The organism is Bradyrhizobium sp. USDA 4501 (assembly GCF_054062115.1).
Genome location: NZ_JBSSEX010000001.1, coordinates 1,533,190 through 1,549,522 on the forward strand (window position 1 = coordinate 1,533,190; position 16,333 = coordinate 1,549,522).

The 16,333-nt window shown below is 65.6% G+C and carries 17 protein-coding genes and 1 pseudogene; 5 read left to right on the forward strand and 13 right to left on the reverse strand.

The window, feature by feature from the left end:
• Positions 1-2: 2 nt before the first annotated feature.
• A complete protein-coding gene (phnH, locus tag ACVWZM_RS07160) occupies positions 3-611 on the reverse strand; it encodes a phosphonate C-P lyase system protein PhnH (RefSeq protein ID WP_076829005.1) in 609 nt (202 codons plus the stop codon).
• Between the two features lie 4 nt (positions 612-615).
• A complete protein-coding gene (phnG, locus tag ACVWZM_RS07165) occupies positions 616-1,077 on the reverse strand; it encodes a phosphonate C-P lyase system protein PhnG (protein WP_076829110.1) in 462 nt (153 codons plus the stop codon).
• 128 nt (positions 1,078-1,205) lie between these two features.
• On the opposite strand from phnG, the gene phnF reads away from it, so the two are divergent.
• Positions 1,206-1,931 carry a phosphonate metabolism transcriptional regulator PhnF gene (gene phnF, locus ACVWZM_RS07170; RefSeq protein WP_028334541.1) on the forward strand — a complete coding sequence of 242 codons (726 nt, stop codon included), beginning with the start codon at positions 1,206-1,208 and terminating at the stop codon, positions 1,929-1,931.
• 100 nt (positions 1,932-2,031) lie between these two features.
• Here the strand turns inward: phnF and ACVWZM_RS07175 are convergent.
• Positions 2,032-2,220, reverse strand: a pseudogene (locus ACVWZM_RS07175) (patatin-like phospholipase family protein); the annotation flags it as partial.
• A 565-nt stretch (positions 2,221-2,785) separates the two neighbouring features.
• A complete protein-coding gene (locus ACVWZM_RS07180) occupies positions 2,786-3,286 on the reverse strand; it encodes a DUF1269 domain-containing protein (RefSeq protein WP_076829007.1) in 501 nt (166 codons plus the stop codon).
• A gap of 342 nt (positions 3,287-3,628) precedes the next feature.
• Between ACVWZM_RS07180 and ACVWZM_RS07185 the strand changes: the two genes are divergently transcribed.
• A complete protein-coding gene (locus ACVWZM_RS07185) occupies positions 3,629-5,332 on the forward strand; it encodes a Na/Pi cotransporter family protein (RefSeq protein WP_168857216.1) in 1,704 nt (567 codons plus the stop codon).
• A 49-nt stretch (positions 5,333-5,381) separates the two neighbouring features.
• Here the strand turns inward: ACVWZM_RS07185 and phnE (ACVWZM_RS07190) are convergent, their stop codons facing one another.
• The 4 genes from phnE (ACVWZM_RS07190) to phnC all read right to left on the reverse strand — a co-directional run bounded on the left by phnE (ACVWZM_RS07190) (position 5,382) and on the right by phnC (position 9,022).
• The gene (gene phnE, locus ACVWZM_RS07190; protein ID WP_057018812.1) at positions 5,382-6,230 is read right to left on the reverse strand and encodes a phosphonate ABC transporter, permease protein PhnE; all 849 of its coding nucleotides are present in this window, start codon (positions 6,228-6,230) and stop codon (positions 5,382-5,384) included.
• Positions 6,227-7,111, reverse strand: a complete 885-nt coding sequence (gene phnE, locus ACVWZM_RS07195; protein ID WP_057018813.1) for a phosphonate ABC transporter, permease protein PhnE — start codon at positions 7,109-7,111, stop codon at positions 6,227-6,229. The genes phnE (ACVWZM_RS07190) and phnE (ACVWZM_RS07195) overlap by 4 nt, the downstream gene beginning before the upstream one ends.
• Positions 7,112-7,194: 83 nt before the next feature.
• Positions 7,195-8,127: a phosphonate ABC transporter substrate-binding protein gene (gene phnD / locus ACVWZM_RS07200; RefSeq protein ID WP_076829010.1), complete on the reverse strand. Its 933-nt coding sequence runs from the start codon at positions 8,125-8,127 to the stop codon at positions 7,195-7,197.
• A gap of 79 nt (positions 8,128-8,206) precedes the next feature.
• Positions 8,207-9,022, reverse strand: coding sequence for a phosphonate ABC transporter ATP-binding protein (gene phnC / locus ACVWZM_RS07205; RefSeq protein WP_076829012.1), 816 nt, complete (start codon positions 9,020-9,022; stop codon positions 8,207-8,209).
• A gap of 211 nt (positions 9,023-9,233) precedes the next feature.
• On the opposite strand from phnC, the gene ACVWZM_RS07210 reads away from it, so the two are divergent.
• The 3 genes from ACVWZM_RS07210 to ACVWZM_RS07220 are packed head-to-tail and all read left to right on the forward strand — an operon-like array spanning position 9,234 to position 11,767.
• Complete coding sequence (locus ACVWZM_RS07210; protein WP_076829014.1) at positions 9,234-9,899, forward strand: transferase hexapeptide repeat family protein; 666 nt, start codon at positions 9,234-9,236, stop codon at positions 9,897-9,899.
• On the forward strand, positions 9,896-11,068 hold the full coding sequence (locus ACVWZM_RS07215; protein WP_347340116.1) for an alpha-D-ribose 1-methylphosphonate 5-triphosphate diphosphatase: 1,173 nt from the start codon (positions 9,896-9,898) through the stop codon (positions 11,066-11,068). The genes ACVWZM_RS07210 and ACVWZM_RS07215 overlap by 4 nt, the downstream gene beginning before the upstream one ends.
• 9 nt (positions 11,069-11,077) lie before the next feature.
• Positions 11,078-11,767 (forward strand): DUF1045 domain-containing protein, encoded by a 690-nt coding sequence (locus ACVWZM_RS07220; protein ID WP_168857217.1) that lies wholly within the window; start codon positions 11,078-11,080, stop codon positions 11,765-11,767.
• A gap of 6 nt (positions 11,768-11,773) precedes the next feature.
• Here the strand turns inward: ACVWZM_RS07220 and hemC are convergent, their stop codons facing one another.
• The 5 genes from hemC to ACVWZM_RS07245 all read right to left on the reverse strand — a co-directional run bounded on the left by hemC (position 11,774) and on the right by ACVWZM_RS07245 (position 16,324).
• The gene (gene hemC / locus ACVWZM_RS07225) at positions 11,774-12,784 is read right to left on the reverse strand and encodes a hydroxymethylbilane synthase (protein WP_456852298.1); all 1,011 of its coding nucleotides are present in this window, start codon (positions 12,782-12,784) and stop codon (positions 11,774-11,776) included.
• A 65-nt stretch (positions 12,785-12,849) separates the two neighbouring features.
• Positions 12,850-13,470, reverse strand: coding sequence for a bifunctional nicotinamidase/pyrazinamidase (gene pncA, locus ACVWZM_RS07230; RefSeq protein WP_168857219.1), 621 nt, complete (start codon positions 13,468-13,470; stop codon positions 12,850-12,852).
• On the reverse strand, positions 13,470-14,288 hold the full coding sequence (locus ACVWZM_RS07235; protein ID WP_076829023.1) for an aspartate dehydrogenase: 819 nt from the start codon (positions 14,286-14,288) through the stop codon (positions 13,470-13,472). The genes pncA and ACVWZM_RS07235 overlap by 1 nt, the downstream gene beginning before the upstream one ends.
• Complete coding sequence (locus ACVWZM_RS07240; protein ID WP_076829119.1) at positions 14,288-15,709, reverse strand: M20/M25/M40 family metallo-hydrolase; 1,422 nt, start codon at positions 15,707-15,709, stop codon at positions 14,288-14,290. The genes ACVWZM_RS07235 and ACVWZM_RS07240 overlap by 1 nt, the downstream gene beginning before the upstream one ends.
• A 126-nt stretch (positions 15,710-15,835) precedes the next feature.
• Positions 15,836-16,324 carry a Rid family hydrolase gene (locus tag ACVWZM_RS07245; protein WP_083715065.1) on the reverse strand — a complete coding sequence of 163 codons (489 nt, stop codon included), beginning with the start codon at positions 16,322-16,324 and terminating at the stop codon, positions 15,836-15,838.
• Positions 16,325-16,333 lie beyond the last annotated feature (9 nt).

The window sequence follows — 16,333 nt, forward strand, 5'->3', positions numbered from 1 at the left end:
GCTCACACTCCGCTTGCGATCAGCCGCGTGGTGCGCGGGATCGCCACAATGGCATCGTCATGGACCAGCACGACATCGATGCCGCGCGGGAACAGGGCTTCGTTGATCGCAAGCCGCTGGAACAGGTCGCGCGGCTTGATCATCGCCTGCAGCACGGCGCTGCCGTCGATGCCGGGCCCTTTCAGCTCGAAGGCCGGCCCCTGCGACAGGCTGTCGACCTGCAGGATCAGCGTGGTCGACCGGTCAGGATATTCGCTGCTGCCGAATGCAAAGCGATCGAGCGCCGGCAGGCTCGCGGCATCGCCGATCAAAGCGAAGCTCGCGATCGAGGAATCGGCCACCACCGGCGCGCTGGCGTGAAACTTCAGCCAGCGGGCGACGTCCGGCGTCGCCGACATCGCAGCGTCAAGCCAGATCGGCGTGTCGTGATCGAACAGCGTCAGCGCGATCGCGGCCGAGCCGCGCATCATGCCGGCGGGCGTTCCGACGCTCGCGGCGACGCGCTGCACGCTGCCCGGGCGCGCCATCGCATCCATCACGGAACGGAAAGTCGACTGCGCCGACAGCACCTTGTCGGCAAAGCCCGCGGGCATTTCGGCAATCGTCGTCATTGCATCATCCCTCACCGCGCACCATCGTGTAGAAATCGACCCGCGTCGCCGCGGTTTCCGCTGCCTTGCGGCCGCGTTCGGCGTTCATGGCGACGCGCAGCGGCGCGATCACCTTGGCCTCCACCTCGCCGGACAACTCCGCCGACTGCACCATGGCGTCGCACAGCGCGATCATCTGCGCCTTCCGCGCGTCGCGGCCGAGCGTGTAGCCGAAGCCGACCTCGCCGGTCGCAAGCCGCACCGCCGCGCGCGACACCGTCGCCTCGCCGAGATTGAATGGCGCACCGTCGCCGCCGATCCGCCCGCGCAGCATCACAAGGCCGTTTTCCGGCTCGCGCAGGTTCTCATGCGCGGGCACCGCGATCGCGGCCAGCCTGCCTGCGATGTCCGTAGCGGCGGCGTGCGCCAGCACCATCATCGCGGCCTTGCGCTGGGCCTGTTTGCTGTTTGGTCCGGTCGAACTCATGGTCGAACTCATGGGCAAACCTTTGGGCAACCTTGCTTGCATCAAGTTGTCTATGATACTAGACAACTTGATAGCGGAGCGCCATGACTGTTTCGTGACAAACCAAAGATTTCTGGTATCACCGCGCCATGAGCATGCAGGAAAGTTCCGGCGTCGCCTTGTGGCGGCAGGTCGCCGACGGCATCGAGCGCGGCATCGCTGACGGTCGCTTCGCCGCCGGCGAAAAGCTGCCCGGCGAGATGGAGATCGCCGAGACGTACCGGGTCAACCGGCACACCGTGCGGCGGGCGCTCGCCGCATTGGCCGAGCGCGGCCTGGTGCGCGCGGAACGCGGCAGCGGCACCTATGTCGAAGCCCAGCGCCTCGCCTATCCCTTGCGCTCACGCACGCGATTTTCCGAGATCGTCGGCGCCGGCGGTCACGAGCCGCGCGGCCAGCTGATCGATGCGAGCAGCGACACCGCCAATCGCGAGATCGCGCGCGAGCTCGGCCTGAAGATCGGTGCGCCGCTGATCCGGATCGAAGCGGTGCGGCTCGCCGACCGGACGCCGATCTGCGTCTCCACCACCTGGCTGTCGGCCGAGCGGTTTCCCGATGCCGGCAGCGTGTTCGCCAACGTCCGCTCGATGACGAAGCTGCTCGGGCATTACGGCGTCAAGGACTACCACCGCGCCTCGACCCGGATCACCGCGGCGATCGTCGATGCGACCGACGCCGCGCGACTCGACCTGCCGCTGGGACGGCCGGTGCTGGTGGTCGACGCAACCGACGTCGACATGCTGGACCAGCCGCTGGTGACCAAGCGCTCGCGCTTCGCCGCCGAGCGCGTGGAGTTTCTGGTCGAGAACGGCTGACAATCCCCTTTGTAATCCGAACTAAACGGTCGAGCCCTGCAAGGCCCGATGTCTTGTTACACACGCCCACCACGGCCAGTATGAACGTTGGTCGTCGTCAGGTGCCCGATATTGCCTCGCTGCGCAACCACGGCTCATCCATGAGCCGATCGAGCACCCCCCAGGTAAAAGCCCGGTACGATCCACTGCCCTCAGCGCGAGATCGACCAGCACGGTATCGCGCACTTGGCCCGCGCGTGTTTGCGGCTCCTTCAAGGACATGGCGGGGCTCCGACTGGCGTGCGGCCACGTCGCGGCCGGCGAACGATAGACAAAGCAGCCATCAGCTCCTGCCGGGAAGCGGTTGCGGGAGTGGTTGCGGACGCTGGATTCCTGGCCGCCCAGGTCTCGGAGGCCGAGTGACCGGGCGGTGGCCTGGCCGGCGCCATCCGTGCCATCCCGCCGGACCACCCCAACCCATGCCGCGCCTTGAACCAAAACCACACCGATACCAACCGCCGCCGCGCCATCCCCTGCTGTACCAACAGTAGCGGTGGCCCCTCCAGGTGAATTGGACAGTTTCCGCGAGACGAAGCTCGTCGGCGGCCTGGCGCAGACCCAGCGGCGCAATAAGGCCGGCCTGCGAACGACCGCTGGTCGCCGTGATCGCCACCGAAGCAATCCCAAGTGCTAGGCCCCATAGAAACAATTTGCGCATGATTTTCTCCCGGCTCCTGGCTGCGCGGAAGGGAAGCGACCGCGGAGCCGAACGCCGCAGCCAACCTCATCGCTGGCGATCCGCCCAAGGACCGATGCTGTTGCGCACTGATCCCCACGCAAGTCCGCAGCGTATTAGGCCGCCACAAGATCGGCGACTAGGCAGCCTTGGCCTGAGTTGCGGCTGCGAGCGCGTCGCGAAGGTGCTGCTCCTTCTTTTCATCGAGCGAGGTCGTCAGGACGATCCCTCCCGCATCCTTGATCGCATTGAGAACCTTGTCTGAGGTCATGGACTTGATCAGCAGGAACAGAACGGCATCTCCCGATTTCACCTTCGACGCGAGATCCTTCATGAACTGGTCTCTGATCCCGAAATCGGTCAGCGCACCGCTCAAAGCGCCTGCGCCGGCTCCGAGCGCCACGCCGAGAAGGGGATTCAGGAATACCATCCCCAAGAGCAGTCCCCAGAAGCTGCCACTGGCGGCGCCGGTCATGGTGGTGTTCACGAGCTGATTGAGCTTTACAGCGTCCCCGGTTTTGACTGCGATCACGGCATCGCTGATCGTGATCAGGTACTCGCTCTGAAGCTTGAGTATTTTTTGCCGAACTTCCTCTGCTTTGACTTCGGATGGGTACACGATCGCAACGAGATCTGACATTGAACACTCCCTGATGGCTCGAAGTGCTGCCCCTATTCCGCGCGTGATGCACGGCCGAAACTTAGCATAGACCCGAAAGTCTCTTGCCGCGCATGCAGGCAGCTTCACAATCCCGAGATGTTTTTAGCGCTCGGTGCAATTGAGTAAGCGACATTGTCGCATGTGTCTCGAACAAGGACTCGCCGCAAGCCTGTGTGCCGCGCCCTTCTGAGTTCGACCCGTGCGACCAAAAAGCCGTCGCGGGATCGGCCGGATGACAAATCCTCATCCCGTGCTGACTTCAGGGCGCCGCTGCTTTAGGTTGATTGGTTCAATTGTCGGTGCACTGCGAAGAGAGCACGCATGTCGACGGCGATCTCGGTCCTCGGTGGAGTTGGTTTGTTCCTGCTTGGCATGAGCGTCATGACCGCCGGCCTCAAGGGACTCGCCGGATCCAAATTGCGGACAGTCCTGAGCAAGGCAGCAGCGACCCCGCTATCCGGGGCGCTGTGGGGCGCCATCGTGACCTTGATCGTGCAATCGTCCAGCGCCACGACGATGACCACCATCGGTCTGGTAAGCGCGGGCGTGCTGACCTTTCCACAAGGGCTGGCCCTGGTGTTCGGTGCGAACGTCGGAACCACGGGAACCGGCTGGCTCGTTGCGCTGATCGGCGTTCGCGTCTCCCTCACGGCCGCGGCGCTCCCGATGATTTTCGTCGGCGCATTGATCAAGCTGTTGGGCGGTGGCCGTGTATCCGCAGCGGGAGCAGCCCTTGCGGGGTTCGCGCTGGTGCTGTTCGCGCTGACGACCCTGCAGCAGGGCATGGGAGGACTAGCCGAACGGTTGCACCCGGCGGACTTGCCGGCCGTTCTCGGCGCCACCTGGTGGGCCGGCTTGTACGGGGTGCTGGCGCTGGCCGTCGTCGGACTGGTGATGACCGCCGTGATGCAATCGTCGACCGCGGCTATCGCGGTGACGCTCTCGGCACACTATGCTGGAGCCATCGGCCTAGACCAGGCATGCGCACTGATCATTGGGCAGAACATCGGAACGGCGACCAGTTCCGCCATGGCGGCAATCGGCGCGAGCAGCACCGCCAAGCGATTGGCCTTGGCGTACATCCTGTTCAAGCTGATTGCGGCGGCTATTGCGCTGGTGCTCTTCCCCGTGACCATTCCCCTTCTGGTCCGCGCCTCAGACAGCATTGGTGGTGTAACGCTGCTTGCAGCCTATCACACCGCCTACAACGTCATCGGCGTCCTGGTGCTGCTGCCTGTGATCAATGGCTTTACCCGGTTCGTCGAGCGCATCCTGCCCGAACGAGGCTCACCGCTGACCAGGTGCCTGGATCCGGCAGCGCTCGCGACCCCGATCGCAACCGTCGAGGCAGTGCGACGCACGGTCGCGCGCGCGCTTGAAGCGATGTGCGGATCATTGGCGACAGCACTGTCAACAGCGAGTCAGGACGCCTCCGTCCCGGCGAGAAACACAGTGCCAGCGGGGGAAGCTGCCTCTGCCCTGCGCCAGGCGCAGGAGTTCATATCAGAAGTAAGTGGACCTCCTGAATCGCAGAATGAGCAGCGGCGGCTCACCAGCACGGTACATGCACTTGACCACGCGTCTCGCCTGGCCGAAACCTTCGGCGAGGAAATCGAACTCGGTCGGCTCCCCAGCGGCTCCCAGGACATGCGCGCGGTGGAACTCTGCGTGGAGGCCATGCGTAGCGCGGCATCGCTCGCCGCTGAAGTCGCTGTCGTGCCCGACGCTTCCGATTCCGCCAGAAAGATCAAGCCGAGAACAGCGCCGACGCGGTCGCACCACCCAGGGAAGGCACTCGCCACAGCCGGGACATCGACCGAGCAGGCCCTTGCGCATCTGGAACACTGCGCGAAAGCACTCGGCGAAGTGCGGAGAGACCACCGCAAGGCCACGCTCGACTCTGTGGCGGATGGAACGACGATCGCGGACGACGCAATCGCTCGCGTCGATACCGTACGGCGCCTTGAAACGCTCACGCATCACGCCTGGCGCTCCCTCGCGCATCTTCACGGTCGCAGCGCATAGTGCGGTACAAAACTCGAGGCGTCCCGCAAGAGCAGGGCGAGGCAAGGTTCTACACCACGGCACGCTGGCCGATGATCGCAAAGCGCAGCTTGCTCGAGATGAAGTCGATCGCGGCAACCGCGATCAGGATCATCAGGATCAGGAACGATACTTTCTGCCACTCCAGCACGCGGATCTGTTCGGCAAGCTGCAAGCCGATGCCGCCCGCGCCGACGATGCCGATGATGGTGGCCGAGCGGGTATTCGACTCGATGAAGTAGAGCACCTGCCCGGCGATCACGGGCAGCACCTGCGGCAGCAGGCCGAAGCGGATCTCGTGCAGCGCGTTGCCGCCGGACGCGCGGATGCCCTCGACCTGCTTGCGATCCGCGGCCTCGATCGCCTCCGAGAACAGCTTTCCGAACGCACCGAAGTCCGACACCATGATTGCGAGCACGCCCGCGAACGGGCCGAGGCCGACGACGTTGATCCAGACCAGCGCCCAGATCAGCGTATCGACGCCGCGGATCGAGTCCAGGAAGCGGCGCACCGGAAAGCGGATCAGGTTCGAGGGGATGATGTTGCGCGCCGCCAGCAGGCTGACCGGGAGTGCCAAAACCGCGGCAAGCGTGGTGCCGAGCACCGCGATCGACAGCGTCTCGCCGAGCGCCTGCATGTAGAGCGGGAACGACGAGCCCGGATTCGGCGGGAGCATCAGCATCGTGATCCAGCCGAGCTGGCCGAGGCCCGCGATCAGCCTGGACGGCGAGAAATCGAGATCGACCAGTCCGAACACGAAGATCGCGAGCGCCGCCACGATCATGGCCGGCATCGCCAGCCGTGCCGATGTGGGACGTTCGAAGACGTCGGGGTACTTCGCGCGCAGTTCCGCGGTGTCCGGCCTCGGCATCTGGCTCATCGACGGGTCTCCTTGCCGAACAGCCGGCCGCGCAGCCAGCCGGTCGAGATGTCGATGATGAAGACGGTGACGATGATGGTGATGAGGATGGCGCTGACGTCGGAATAGTAGAACTTGCGGATCGCGACCACCAGCTCCTGGCCGATGCCGCCGGCGCCGACGAAGCCCATCACCGACGCCTCGCGGACGTTGATCTCGAAGCGCAGCAGCGCATAGCTGGCATAGCCGGCCGAGACCTGCGGCAGCACGGCAAAGCGCATGCAGGACAGCCAGCTCGCGCCGGTGGAGCGGATGCCCTCGACCGGCTTCATGTCGGCATTCTCGACGATCTCGGCGAACAGCTTTCCGAGCGCCCCGGTGGTGTGGATCGCGATCGCCAGCACGCCGGCCATCGGCCCGAGGCCGAACGCGATCACGAAGATCAGCGCGAACACGATGCCGGGGACGGTGCGAGCGAATTCCAGCAGGCGGCGGATCGTGAAACGTACCCACGGGCCCGGCGACGTATTCTGGGCCGCGAAGAAATTGAGCGCGAAGGCGAGCACGGCACCCGTCAGCGTGCCGACATAGCTGATCAGGATCGTCTCGCCGAGCATCTTCAGCCACTTATGCCAACCCCAGAACCATTCGGCGGGATCGGTCCAGACCCGCGCGCCGGAATCCAGCGTCAGGATGCGATCGAAATAGCTGACGAAATTGCCGAAATAGGTGAACAGCGTGCGCAGGTTCACTTCCGCGCCGAACGCCGCGATCACCAGCACCGCACAGAATGCCGCCGTTGCCAGCGCGGCCTTCAACCGCTTGCGTGCGACGGACTTGCGGTAGGCGTCCCCCAGCGTCGCCAGTTGCTGCGCTGGAAGAATGGATACGGCGGTCGCCATCGACGCGTGCCAGTCCGGTTCGGAGTTGAGTGGAGAGAAAGGGCCGGGCTATACGCCCGGCCCTCGTGACGTCAGGCGTGCGATCAGCTCGCCTTCTTTCGCAAACCGTCGACGAACTTGATCAGCTCGGTGGTGCCGTCCCAATCCTTGGTGGTGGCGGGATGGAAGCCCTTCTTCTGACCGTCGGACAGACGGTCGAAGGCGGCCTTGTCCTTGGTCGGGGCGTCGAAGAAGGCCTTTGCGATCGCGGCCTTCAGGTCCTCCGGAAGATCGGTGTTGTACGCATAGGGGCCGTTGATGATCAGCGCCGACTTGTGGATGATGCGGAAATCATCCTTCTTCATCGCCGAGCCGTTGGCATTCTTCAGCATGCCCTTGGTCAGCATCTGGGCGAGCGTGGAATCATCCTCGTTGGTCCACTGGTTGGCGGCCACATCAACGGTTCCCTGCGACAGCGCCAGGACGGCATTCTCGTGGCTGCCGGTGAACACGACCTTGCCGAAAAAGCCTTCGGCGTTCGCGATGCCCATCTTGTTGAGTTCGAAGCGCGGCACGTTGTTGCCGGACGTCGAGTTCGGATCGACCAGGCCGAGATTCTTGCCTTTCAGGTCCTCGACGGTCTTGTACGGGCTCGACGCCTTGACGAAGAACACCGAGTAATAGCCGGTCGAACCGTCGGCGTTCATATCGTTGGCGAACGCGTCGGTCTTGACGCCGGTCAGGCGCGCGCGAGAGAACGAGGCCGAGCCGTAGCTGGCGATCTGGATGTTGCCGGCTCGCTGGCCTTCGATGACGGCCGCGTAGTCGTTGGCGATGCGCAGTGTGACCTTCACGCCGAGCTCCTTCGACAGATACGCCACGAACGGCGTCCAGCGCTCGGTGACGCCGGAGGCGTTCTCGGCCGGCACCACCGCGAAGGTGAGCTCCGGATACTTTGCCTTCCAGTCCTGCGCGGAGGCCGAACCGGCAAATGCCAGCGCGGCGGCGCCAGCCAGAATGATGCGACGAGTGAACATGACTACCCCTCTTTTGTTGTAGTTGCACCTGTTGGCCGGGCAAAATGCCCGGCCTCCCAGATTGAAAAATGCGCGACGCTCAGGCCGCGGCTGCGGTGCCGAGTGCCGACGCAGTTGCACCGTCGGGCGCGGGCAGCGGTGCTGCGCCGATGACGTCATTGGCCTCGAGGTCATAGAGCTCGCGGGCGATATGGTCGGTGAGCGCCGCGGGGGCGCCATCGAACACCACGCGACCTGCGGCCATGCCGACCAGGCGGTCGCAATAGGTCCGCGCCAGGTCGAGCGAGTGCAGATTGCAAAGCACTGTGATGCCGAAATGCTTGTTGATGCGCAGCAGCGCGTCCATCACGATCTTGGTGTTGCGCGGATCGAGCGAGGCGATCGGCTCGTCGGCGAGAATGATGTCGGGCTCCTGCACCAGCGCGCGGGCGATCGCGACGCGTTGCTGCTGGCCGCCGGAGAGCTGGTCGGCGCGCTGTGCCGCCAGCTGGGCGATGTCGAATTGCTCGAGCGCCGACAGTGCGAGCGCCCTGTCCTGCTCCGGCCAGACCTGCGCCAGCGAGCGCCATGACGGAATCTGGGCCAGTCGGCCCATCAGCACGTTGGTCAGCACATCAAGGCGGCCGACCAGATTGAACTGCTGGAAGATCATCGCCGAGCGCGCGCGCCACCGCCGCAGTTCCTTGCCGCGCAACGCGGTGACGTCGGTGCCCTCGAACAGGATACGGCCGGAGGTCGGATCGGCGAGACGGTTGATCATCCGCAGCAGCGTCGACTTGCCGGCGCCGGAGCGGCCGATCACGCCGACAAAGCTGCCCGGCGCGATCGAAAAGGACGCGTTGTCGACTGCGGCTTTCGTGCCGAAACGGCACGTCAAACCTTCCACCACCAGCATGTAATGCTCCAACCGCGCCTCGTTGGGTCATCGCTATCCCCGGCGTTTTACAGTTATGTGACGACAGCGCTGCGGTGCGGCGATCGTCCACACCCCTCCCTTGTCGCTCCCTTGCCGTCATCGCAACGTCATGATGTTGTCATCAAGCATCCCGATGACGAGCGCGCATCCCCCGGAAGCCCAAGATTCTTGAAGATTTGCGGAGGCCCTGATGGCCGGAAAAACACTCTCGGTTGTGCCGACCGTCGACCCGACCGCGTCGGTCCGTGAGAGCAAGCTCGGCAAATATACCGAGGTCGGCGCGCGCACGATCCTGCTTGAAGTCAGCATGGATGACTATTCCTACGTCGTGAACGACAGCCAGATCACCTACACCTCGATCGGCAAGTTCTGCTCGATCGCGGCGATGACCCGCATCAACCCCGGCAACCACCCGATGCATCGCGCGACTCAAGCGCATTTCACCTACCGCGCCAGCGCGTATTTCCCCGGAGAGAGCGACGACACCGACTTCTTCAACTGGCGACGTGCGCATCACGTGCATATCGGCCATGATGTCTGGATCGGGCACGGTGCGATCCTGTTACCAGGACGGAACATCGGAACCGGCGCTGTCGTCGCCGCCGGCGCGATCGTGACCAAGGACGTTCCCGCCTACACCATCGTTGCCGGTAATCCGGCGCGGCCGGTGAAGCGGCGCTTCTCCGAGACGATCGCCGACCGCCTCGCCGCGCTCGCATGGTGGGACTGGGATCACGAGACGCTCCGCCGCGTCCTGCCCGACTTTCGCAAGCTCGCGGTCGAGGAATTCCTCGACAAGCATGAGGCCGAGGCCGTATCCCAATCGCAAGCCAAACAACGGAGCGCCGCATCGTGACGGACATTTTCATCGAGGGCGGGCGCACGCTGGTTGACGGCGCCCTGGTCGAGACCTCGCTGCGGACCGCAGGCCGCGACATCGGCGCGCTCGACGCCGAGCAGGGTCGCGCCGTGCTTCACATCGATGCCAGTGGCCTCCTGGTGCTGCCCGGCATCATCGACCTGCATGGCGATGCGTTCGAGCGGCAGATGATGCCGCGCCCCGGCGTCGACTTCCCGACCGACGTGGCGCTGATCGACAGCGACCGGCAGGCGATCGCCAACGGCATCACCACCGTGTTCCACGGCACGACCTGGTCGTGGGAGCCCGGCCTGCGCAGCGCGGAGAATGCGCGCAAGCTACTCGATGCGATCGAGGCGCTGCGGCCGCAGCTCGCCGCCGACACCCGCCTCCACCTGCGTCACGAGACCCACAATCTCGAGGCCGAGGCCGAGATCATTCAATGGCTCGGTGAAGGCCGCATCGACCTGTTCGCCTTCAACGACCATAGCAACGTCAAGCCGAAGAAGCGCAACCAGCTGGCCGAGCGCACCGGGCTCTCCGTCGAGGCCGTCAACGACATGCTCGACCGGATCGTGGCGCGCCGCCCCGAGGTGCCCGCCTCGATCGCGCGACTGGCCGCCGCCGCGCGCGCGGCCGATATCCGCATGCTCTCGCATGACGACAACAGCCCGGCGATGCGCCAGGAGTTTCGCGCGCTGGGCGCTGTGATCGCCGAATTCCCTGTCAACGAGGAGACCGCGCGCGACGCCGCGGCGGCGGGCGATTTCATCGTGTTCGGCGCGCCCAATGTGGTGCGCGGCGGCAGCCATACCGGCTGGACCAAGGCATCCGACATGATCGCACAGGGCCTCTGCTCGGTGCTGGCGTCGGACTATTACTATCCGGCGCAGCTGCTCGCGGCGTTCCGCCTCGCCGCCGACGGGATCCTGCCGCTCGCCAGGGCCTGGGACCTGATCTCGTCGGCGCCGGCCCGCGCGGCCGGGCTCGCCGATCGCGGCGTGCTCGCCGCGGGCCGCCGTGCCGACATCATCGTCGTCGACGACAAGGCGCCGCTGCGGCCGCGCATCATCGCCGTAATAGCGGCCGGACGGCTGGTGCATCTGGCGGACGCGAGCTGCCTCGTTCATTCACTCGCGCCGCGCAAGACGGTTGCGGCGGCGTAGCCCAGTCCCATGGCCAGCACTCCGCGCTACGCGATCTATTATGCGCCGTCACCCGACAGCGTCCTGCACCGCTTCGGTTCGACACTGCTCGGTTACGATGCGGTGTCGGGCGACGACCTGCCGTTTCCCGAAGGCGTGACGCCGGACTGGCGCGAGGTCACCGAAGATCCGCGCAAGTATGGATTCCACGCCACGCTGAAAGCGCCCACCGCGCTCGCCGACGGTCGAAGCGAGGCCGAGCTTCTCGATGCCTGTGCCGCCTTCGCCGGCCGCGCGCAGCCCATTCCGGTGATCGAACCGGTGGTCGATGCGATCAGCGGCTTCATCGCGGTGATCCCGGCCAGCCGCTCGGATGATCTGCAGCAGCTTGCCGCCGATTGCGTCACCGAATTCGACGCGTTCCGCGCGCCGCTGACGCCGGAAGATCGCGCGCGCCGCAGGCCAGAGAAACTCACCGCGCGGCAGTGCGACTATCTCGACCGCTGGGGCTATCCCTACGTCATGGAGGAGTTCCGCTTCCACATGACGCTGACAGGGCGGCTGAGCGACGAGCGGCGCGGCCCGATCGTGGCGCAGCTGCGCTCACGGTTCGCGGCGGTCGACCTCGCGCGGCTCGCAATCGACCGCATCGCGCTGTTCAAGCAGACCGACAGCGCATCGCGCTTCCGCATCATCGGCAGCTGGCCGTTGCGGGCGTAGCGCGCGCTATTCCTCCGCCCGGGTGCGGGCGATGATCTCGGCGGCGCCCTTCTCCAGCAGCTCCATGCCCACGGCGCGGCCGAGTTCGCGCGGCCGGTCCGCGGGTCCGCGCCGCGTCACCTCGATGAAGCCGGCGCCGGCCTCGTCAAGCACGGAGGCGCGCAGCGTCATCTCGCTGCCCGCGAGCGTGGCGTGGCCGGCGATCGGTGAATTGCAATGACCGTTGAGCACCCACAGCACCTCGCGCTCGGCCTCGGCGGCGAGCCGCGACGGCACGTTGTCGATCCCGGCAAGCCGCGCACGCGTCGCCCAGTCGGTCTCGACGCATTCCACCGCGACAATGCCCTGGCCGACCGCCGGCGGCATCTCGCCGACCGAGAAATCATGCGCGATGCGCGCGGTCATGCCGATGCGCTCCAGGCCCGAGCGCGCCATCACCAGCGCATCCGCCGGCCCCACGTCGCCGCCGCCGGGCAGCCGCTGCTTGTCGCCGCGATCGAGCTTGGCCACGCGCGTGTCGGCGGCGCCGCGATAATGGATCACGGTCGCTTCCGGAAACAGCCGGCGCAGATAGGCGGCGCGGCGCACGGCGTTGGTGCCGATCATGAAGCCCTTGCCGCGCGCGGCGCGCAGCGTTTCCAGCGACAGGCCGGGACGCAGCACGAGGCTGTCATTGGCGGCATCGCGCGCCAGCATCGCGGCGATGACAAGACCCGGCGTCTCCTCGTTGCCCGGCACGTCCTTCAGCGAATGCATCGCCGCCTGCAAGGTGCCGGCACGCATGGCTTCGCGGATCTCGGCGACGAAGGCGCCGCCCTTGCCGCCATGACGCAACAGCTTGCTGGTCTGGTCCTGGTCGCCGCGGGTCTCGAACTTGACGATGTCGACGGCAAGGTCCGGCGCCGAAGCGCGCAGCAGGCGTGCGACCTCATCCGTCTGCGCGAGCGCCATCGCGCTCTTGCGCGTCCCAATCCGCAAAACCTGTCCCGACACGAAAGCTCCGCTACGCGTGATCATCAACGGTGGGGGATTAGAACAAAAAGCCAGTCAAAACAACGGTTTTTGCCCCTCTTTGGCGACGCTCAGACGAGCTCCTCGACAAGCTCCACCCCGGCCGCGCGCATCGCCGCGGTGGCGACGGCAAGCGAACTGCCGAGATCGATGGCGCGGCAGCCTGCCAGCACGACAATAGTCTCGAAACCGAGCCGGCACGCATCGAGCGCCGAATACTGCACGCAATAGTCCGTGGCGAGCCCCGCCATCACAATGCGCTTGAGGCCGCGCTCGCGCAGATAGCCGGCGAGCCCGGTCGGCGTCTTGCGGTCGTTCTCGAAGAACGCCGAATAGGAATCGATCGCGGCCCGGAACCCCTTGCGGATCACGAGCTCGGCCCGCTCGGTGGCGAGGTCAGGATGAAACGCGGCGCCCGCGCTGCCCTGGATGCAATGATCCGGCCACAGCGTCTGCGGCCCATACGGCATGGCGATCTCGGAGAACGGCGCCGCGCCCGGATGCGAGGTCGCAAACGAGCTGTGGCCGGCCGGATGCCAGTCCTGGGTCAGCACGACATGGTCGAACCGGCCGGCCAACCGGTTGACGACCGGCACGACGGCATCGCCGTCCGCGACCGCCAGCGCGCCGCCGGGGCAGAAATCGTTCTGCACGTCGATGACCAGCAACAGATCGTCGGGCGCAATCTTCATCAGGTGCCGATCCGCAACGATGCGCGCAGCTTGCGCAGGCAGGCGATCACCGACAGCGCGGTGATGCGGCCGGTCTTCGGGTTCTCCGAGGGAATGTTCTCGATCATCATCGAGAACCGCGCGGAATCTGAATCGACCTCGATCCGGTGGGTGTTGCGGGTCACGGTCGGATCCGCCCAGATCTCGACCCTCGTGCGGTCGGGGCCGATGCCGGCCAGCGACAGCGCCACCGCGACGTTGAGGTTGGCCGGAAAACCCTTTGCGGCGTCGCGCGCACTGCCCTCGAAGATGCGCAGCGGCTCGGTGATGCCTTCGATCCGGATGTTGTTCTCGACCAGATGCGGCGCGCCGACGAGGCCCGCGACCGGCTTGCGCGTCACCAGCCTCGCCGAATGGATGGTCCCGATCGCCGCGGCGGTCACCGCATCGAGCCCGATCAACGCCCCGGTCGGCACGATGATCTGGCCGCCATGGGTCTTCGCGAGATCGACGAGGTCCTCGTTCTGCAGCAGCGCGCCGACGCTGAGCACGACCGCGGTCTTGCCGCGCTCGACCACCGGCGCCACGATCGAACGGACCAGTTTGCTCGGCGCGCATTCGACCACGATGTCGGCAATCTCGGCCAGCTGCTCGATCGGCACCAGCTTCGGCGCAGACTTGAGCTCCGCCACCCAGCCGCGATGCTTGTCCGGGCTGTTCGCCGACACCGCAACCAGCGCGAGGCCCTCGATGCCCTGATCGAGCGCCTTGACGACGTCGGTGCCGATCGCGCCGAGGCCGGCGACCGCAACCCGTGTCCTTGTCTTGCTGTCAGCCATCATTTCCCGCCGGCGAGCATCTTGACCAGGCGATAGAGATACTCTTCGCCCTCGTAGAACGACTTGACGAGCACGCGCTCGTCCTTGCCATGGATACGGTTGTCGTCGACATCGGCGGCCAGCCCGGAGTGGCCATAGGTCGGAATCCCCGCGTTACGCAGATAGCTGCCGTCGGTCGCGCCGGTGCTCATGACCGGAACGATCGACGCATCCGGCCAGAACTCCTTCGACAGCTTCTCGATCGAACCTATGATCTCCTCGTTGAGGGGCGACGGCGGGCTCAGCACGGCCTTGCCGGTCGGAGCCACCGCGATCTCCTTGTCGGCGAGCACGCGCTCGATCGTCGCCTGCACGCCCTCGACCGGCTCGCCGGGCAAGATCCGGCAGTTCACCTTGGCGGTCGCCAGTTGCGGCAGCGCGTTGATGGCGTGGCCGCCCTCCAGCATGGTCGCGACGCAGGTGGTGCGGAGCTGCGCATTATAACCCGGATTCTCCGACAATCGCGCCAGCGCCGCCGGGTCGGGCTGCGGCGCCAAAATGGCCTTGATATCGTCGGCATGCGACGTGTCGACCTCGGCGGTCTTGGTGAAATAGATCCGGGTGGTCTCGTTGAGGTTCATCGGGAAGCTGTAATTGGAGAGCCGCACGAGGCCTTCGGCGAGATGATAGATCGCGTTGTCCTTGCGCGGCAGCGACGAGTGGCCGCCGCGATCCTTCACCGTGAGCTGGTAGCCGATCGAGACCTTCTCGCTGGTCTGCACGCTGTTGCGGATCGCCTTGCCGTTCTTGAGGCCGACGCCGCCGCCTTCATTGAGCGCGAACTCGGCATCGATCAGGTCGCGGTGGTTCTTGATCAGCCACTGCATGCCGAGGCCGTTGGCATCGAGGATCTCCTCGTCGGTCTCGAGCGCCACGATGATGTCGCGATCGGGCTTGTAGCCCTCCTTCTTGTAGCGGATCAGATTGGTGATGAAGGCGGACGCCATGTATTTGTCGTCGCTGGAGCCGCGGCCGTAGAAATAGCCGTCCTGCTCGGTGAGCTTGAACGGATCGACCGACCAGTCCTCGCGGTTGGCGGGGACGACGTCGATATGGGCGACCAGGAGGATCGGCTTGCGCGCGCCGGAACCGCGCAGCCGCGCCACCAGATTGCCCTTGTGCGGCGCCGGCGAGAACACGTGCACGTCGGCCTCGGGGAAGCCAGCCGCGCGGAGCCGCGCGCCCATCGCCTCCGCTGCCTTCTGGGTATCGCCGGTCGCGGTGGTCGTGTTGATCTCGACCAGCTCCTGGTAGATGCCGCGGGCGAATTGCTGCTGCTCGGTCAGCCCCTGCGCCGCAGCGCCGGCTGCCAGCAGCGCCGGCCCGAGCGCTGCCGCGAGCCGCAGCGATCGAACCGTGTCTCTAGCCTTGTGCAACATCATGCTCTCCCAGAATTCCGCCACCTGATTAGAGCGAATTCAGACAGGCGACATGCGCTTTGGCAAGACGGCGAGCCCTTCAATTTCCGCGCGCATGCTCCGCGGTTTCGCGCACGCTATTTGCAGTCCTTATTTCGAATCCTTGGCCGCGATCACCTCGATCTCGACCAGGAATCCGGGATTGGCGAGCGCGGCGACGCCGATCACCGAGCGCGCCGGCAGGTTCGGCTGGCTGCCGCCGAAGAACTGGGTGTAGCCCTCCATGAAGGCCTTGAAGTCCATCGGCGCGGATGCGTTGTGTACCAGGAATACCTGCATCTTGACGACGTCGCCCATGCCAAGGCCCTGGCCTTCCAGAATGGTCTTGATGCGGTTGAGCACGCCGACGGTCTGCGTCTTGGTATCGCCATAGGCCTGCGGGCTTGACGGATCGGCGTCCTTGTTGATCGCCGGCGGCACCTGGCCGCTGACATAGACGGTCGTGGTGTTGCCGGTGACGGTCACGGCCTGCGCGATCGGGAATGTCGAGTTGGGAATCGGATGCCTGACCACATCCGCGCAGGCGACCGTCGCCACCGCGGATAGCGCCGCGCCCAGTGTGATACCGATGAATTTCATCAAACTCTC